The organism is Magnetospirillum molischianum DSM 120, assembly GCF_000294655.1.
GTDB classification, from domain to species: Bacteria; Pseudomonadota; Alphaproteobacteria; order Rhodospirillales; family Magnetospirillaceae; genus Phaeospirillum; species Phaeospirillum molischianum.
Genome location: NZ_CAHP01000041.1, coordinates 1 through 4,398 on the forward strand (window position 1 = coordinate 1; position 4,398 = coordinate 4,398).

The 4,398-nt window shown below is 58.9% G+C and carries 5 protein-coding genes and 1 pseudogene; all 6 read left to right on the forward strand.

Going from position 1 to position 4,398, the window contains the following annotated elements:
* Positions 1–1,096 (forward strand): IS91 family transposase (locus PHAMO_RS15035; RefSeq protein WP_051002450.1); only part of this gene is annotated, 1,096 nt, incomplete at its 5' end.
* A 505-nt stretch (positions 1,097–1,601) separates the two neighbouring features.
* The gene (locus tag PHAMO_RS15040; protein ID WP_002730546.1) at positions 1,602–2,366 is read left to right on the forward strand and encodes a glycosyltransferase family 2 protein; all 765 of its coding nucleotides are present in this window, start codon (positions 1,602–1,604) and stop codon (positions 2,364–2,366) included.
* On the forward strand, positions 2,350–3,033 hold the full coding sequence (locus tag PHAMO_RS15045) for a radical SAM protein (RefSeq protein ID WP_002730547.1): 684 nt from the start codon (positions 2,350–2,352) through the stop codon (positions 3,031–3,033). The genes PHAMO_RS15040 and PHAMO_RS15045 overlap by 17 nt, the downstream gene beginning before the upstream one ends.
* A gap of 72 nt (positions 3,034–3,105) precedes the next feature.
* On the forward strand, positions 3,106–3,372 hold the full coding sequence (locus PHAMO_RS20425; RefSeq protein WP_040567503.1) for an SPASM domain-containing protein: 267 nt from the start codon (positions 3,106–3,108) through the stop codon (positions 3,370–3,372).
* Entirely contained in the window at positions 3,369–3,908 is a 540-nt protein-coding gene (locus PHAMO_RS15055; protein WP_002730548.1) for an AAA family ATPase, read from the forward strand. The genes PHAMO_RS20425 and PHAMO_RS15055 overlap by 4 nt, the downstream gene beginning before the upstream one ends.
* Positions 3,909–3,968: 60 nt before the next feature.
* A pseudogene (locus tag PHAMO_RS15060) lies at positions 3,969–4,398 on the forward strand (IS66 family transposase); the annotation flags it as partial.

Consider the following 4,398-nt stretch of genomic DNA (forward strand, 5'->3'; position numbering starts at 1 on the left):
GGTCATGTCGGCGATCGAGCATTGCCGTACCGCCGCACTGGGCGGCCACGTCGAAGTCTGCGAGGACTGCGGGCATGGGCGGGTCGCCTATAACAGCTGCCGTAACCGGCACTGCCCTAAGTGCCAGGGAACCGCCGCGCGGAAATGGTTGGAGGATCGGGAAGCCGATCTGCTCCCCGTGGGCTATTTCCACGTCGTCTTCACGCTGCCGGACGAGGTCGCCGACATCGCCTTCCACAACAAGGCGACAGTCTACGATCTGCTGTTCCGCGCCGCATCGGAGACAATGCTGACGATCGCGGCGGACCCGAAGCATCTGGGGGCGCGCATCGGCATCACGACCGTCCTGCATACCTGGGGGTCTGCCCTGACGCACCACCCCCATGTGCACATGATCGTCCCCGGCGGCGGGATCGCTCCCGACGGGCGATGGGTGTCGTCCCGTCCGGCTTTTCTTCTTCCTGTCAGGGTGCTGGGCGCGCTGTTTCGGCGGCTGTTTCTCATGCGCCTGATCGCGCTTTACGATGACGGCCGGCTCTCTTTCTTCGGGCCCATGGCTCATCTGGCCGAGAAGCGAGCGTTCTTGCGGCATCTCGCTCCGGTCCGGAAGAAGCGCTGGGTTGTCTACGCCAAGCCCCCCTTCGGCGGTCCCGAGGCCGTGCTCGCCTATCTGGCGCGCTATACCCACCGCGTCGCCATCTCGAACCGCCGCTTGATCGAGTTCGACGAGAACGACGTCACGTTTCGCTACAAGGACTACCGACGCGACGGTGCCGACCAGTTGCGCGTGATGACTCTTTCCGCTGACGAGTTCATCCGCCGGTTCCTGCTGCACGTCCTCCCACGAGGATTCCACCGCATCCGGCATTATGGACTGCTTGCCGCGTCCTGCCGCAAGGCCAGCCTCGAACGCATCCGCACGCTTCTGGCCGTCGCCCCGCCGACCGTCGCCGATATTGCGGAAGCCCCCGTCGATGCCGTTCCGCCATGCCCCTGCTGCGGCGGGCGCATGGTGATCGTCGAGGTTTTCGAACGGGGGCACCAGCCCCGCGCGCCCCCTGTCGGCGCACTGCCGAACCGGGAGAACCCGCCATGATCCGGCATGGCTTGACCGTCCCAGGCACTCGAACCGCCGCGCTTCGGGTGACGATCCCGCATGGGCCATTCTCTGGAATCCCCGCCGAAAGAAGGGGTTTCGGCTCCTCTTTCCACCAGAATCGTGGCATGACAGACGGACGTTGCGGCCTCTTCGCGCCAACCCGACCTCTTCCGGTGGCCCGTCGCGACACCCCCAGGATCAGCCGCAAAACGAAATCCCCATAGGCCTGTGCTCGAACCTCGCGGGTTCGTTCCTCGGGGACTTTCGTACGCCTCACGGCGCCCGAAACTCTTCACGGAAGGGGATGGGCGGGTTTTGAACGCGGAACGGGTGAAGCGGGCGATGCCGGTGGGCAGGAGCTTCGTCAGGTATTGCGCCCAAGCCGTCCTTCGGCGGGGCGCTGCCCATCCATGTTCGGGACGGCCTCAATAAGAAGGGTCTGGACACCGTTACAGCGCCAATAATGCTTGCAACCCATTCACAAATTTCCTTAAATCAATCAATGAGCGCACTCATCATTCCCTGCTATATCAGGACGCGTTGGGACTTGTCCTGTGTGAATCGCTTGCTCTACAGCGTAGAGGCGCAGTCAAAGCCCTTCGACAAAGTCTATGTCGTCGATGACGCCAGTCCGCTGAAGTACGGGGTCAGCAGGCCAGGCGTGGAGCATATTGTCCTGGAGAAGAACGGTGGGCCAGCCGCGGCCAGAAACGTCGCGATCGGCAAGGCATTGGAAGCGTGCGTCGAACACCTGCTTTTCACTGATCACGACTGCATCCTCGATAAGGACTGGAATCAGCACATGACTGATTTTCTGGTCGAGACCAACTTCGCTGCTGTCGGGGGAATGACCTATTCTTGGGGAAAGACGCTGTTGGACCATTACCACGACATCAACGGGACGCTCGCCGGTAAATGGCTTCTACCGGACCGAAAGGAGCTCTGGTATATGCCGTCCCTAAATTTCGGCATGAAATCGTTTGCGGCGAGGGAATTCCCCTTCGATGAACGCTTTCCGACTGCCGCCGGCGAGGATGTCGATCTTTGCCTGCGTCTTCGCAGCAAATACCGCATCGGCTTCTGCCCCTCGGCCAAGCTGTGGCATGACTACGGTTACAAGAGCACCCTTACGGGTTTCGGGCGTTTCCTGTGCCTATTCAAAAAATACAAGAGCTCCAGCGCGACGCTTTATGAAGGCCACACCGTACTGATGTGGGACTCATCTGAATCCATTTACCAGGGAAACATCATTGAGCCTCATCTATAGCCTTAAGGCTGGTCAGCCTAACTTCACCCATGGCTTCCAAGATTACCTGGGAGAGATCATCCCGTTCTCTAAGCGGATCAAGAACCCGCTCCTCAAGGTGCCTTTGGTTGCACTTAAGTCATTCGAGTGGGCGATCTACCGCTGGTACAAGACGCCAATCCGCAGGTTCTACGGCGTTAAGAGCAACGAGCTGATCTATATGATCACCAATGCTTGTAATGAAAAGTGCCCAAAGTGCGGCATTTGGGAGCGGCCAGAGCCGAAGAGCCACCACCTCCGGATTCTGCATTTCCTCAAGTGCCTCAACCGCCTGCATCATAACCTCTATCAGGTCACACTCACTGGTGGTGAGCCCCTGCTCTTCAAGCGCGATGTAATGCTGATCGCAGAAGAGGCTAAGAAGCTCGGCGTACCGATGGTCACCATTACCAACGGTCGTACGCTTGATGAGGCATTCTTACGGCGCTACAAAAATCTCGGCCACATCCTTGTCATTTCAATCGATTCGGTCCAGCCCGAGAAGTGGAACCAGTTCCGGGGCACCAAGAGCTTCGATATTGTGATGCCCAAGATCGAACTAGCAAAATCAATCCTTGGCGATCAACTGCGCGTCCAGTCCGTGCTCTCACGCGAGACGGCCGAAGAGGTTCCGAAGGTAATCGAATAGTGCAAGCAGTATGGCATCCAGTACAATATACAGCTTTACCAGGACTTTGGCGCGAACAATTGGAGCGAACTTGTGTCCCAAAAGGAAACGGTCGCTGACGACACGCCTTGCGCAGCAGGCAAGAATATCTGCATCTACCCTAATGGTGATGTCGTGAAGTGCTTCGACCATCGCCGGATACCTTCGGCCGTGCAGCCATTAGGCAACATCGCCGAGCTCGATATTATAGAGATATTGTGCACAAGGCGTTCCACCGAGGTCTCCAAGATTATGAAGACTTGCAATCTTCCCTGCAAGGCGATGTCCTGCAACAAGCCGCAGATGCTACTGTTCCAATGATCGCGCCACGGGTCGACGTCATCATAATCCGTGGAGCCCCTGGAGTCGGGAAGTCGCAGGTGGCCAAAGTCCTTGCCGGCCGCTTTCCTAAGGGCGCCAAGGTGGAAGTCGATGCCTTGCGCAAGATGGTGAACTCAGTCAGGTGGACCGAGCAAGATGAGCACATCAAATTGCTTGGACTTGCAGCGCGAGTCACGAGCGAGTTAGCCAGAATGGGATTTCGTCCGGTGGTTGTCGTCGATACATTTAGCGGCGATAAGGTCAACGGCTTCCTCCATGCGCTCAAGCAACATGACGCCCAACTCCACGTCGCCCTGTTTGGATTAACTGCGGCAGCTGAGATCCTGGCCCAAAGACTGAACGGCCGTCCGCAAGATCAGTTCAAGGATTTTGAAATCGCCTGTCAGCTGAATGCGGACGTCGTTAAAATACGGCGGTCCGAGGAATTGCAGGTTGATACTTCTGCGCTCAGTCCTGAACAGACGGCAGACCGAATCATCAGTGCGCTGCTCGGCGATTTGGCCCTCACGCCGTAATTGCTCACGGGGTTGGCAAAAGGGCTTGCGCCGAGGCGTGGAATATGGGTCAACCGATGAATGAAGTCTCCGATCCGCTACCGCCTGAGTGACGCCGATAAGGACGCCTTGCTGTTAGAGCAGGCGGCGTTGATCGAACGTCAGGCCGCCCGGATTGCCGAGTTGGAAGCGGCGCTGAGCAAGCCGAAGAAGACCTCGTCGAATTCTCATTTTCCGCCATCCAAGGACGGCCCCGGTCGGAAGAAAAGTTCGCCGCACGAGGACCGGTCCCGGAAACCGCGTCCGTCACGCCCCGGGGTATCGCGGCCATTGGCCGAGGACCCGGACAAAACCGAGCGCCGCCTGGTCGAGGTCTGCCCCCATTGCGGGATGCCGCTGTCGGCGGATCGGCAGCGGTGCCGTCACCGCTACGACCACATCGACCTCCCGGTGATCCGCCCAGTGGTGACCCGAATCGAACTGTTCGGCGGGCGCTGTGGCGGCTGTGGAC

Bases quoted from the DNA above. Each gene is read 5' to 3' on its own strand.
- PHAMO_RS15055 (WP_002730548.1), top strand. From the start codon at position 3,369: ATGATCGCGCCACGGGTCGACGTCATCATAATCCGTGGAGCCCCTGGA.
- PHAMO_RS15040 (WP_002730546.1), top strand. From the start codon at position 1,602: ATGAGCGCACTCATCATTCCCTGCTATATCAGGACGCGTTGGGACTTG.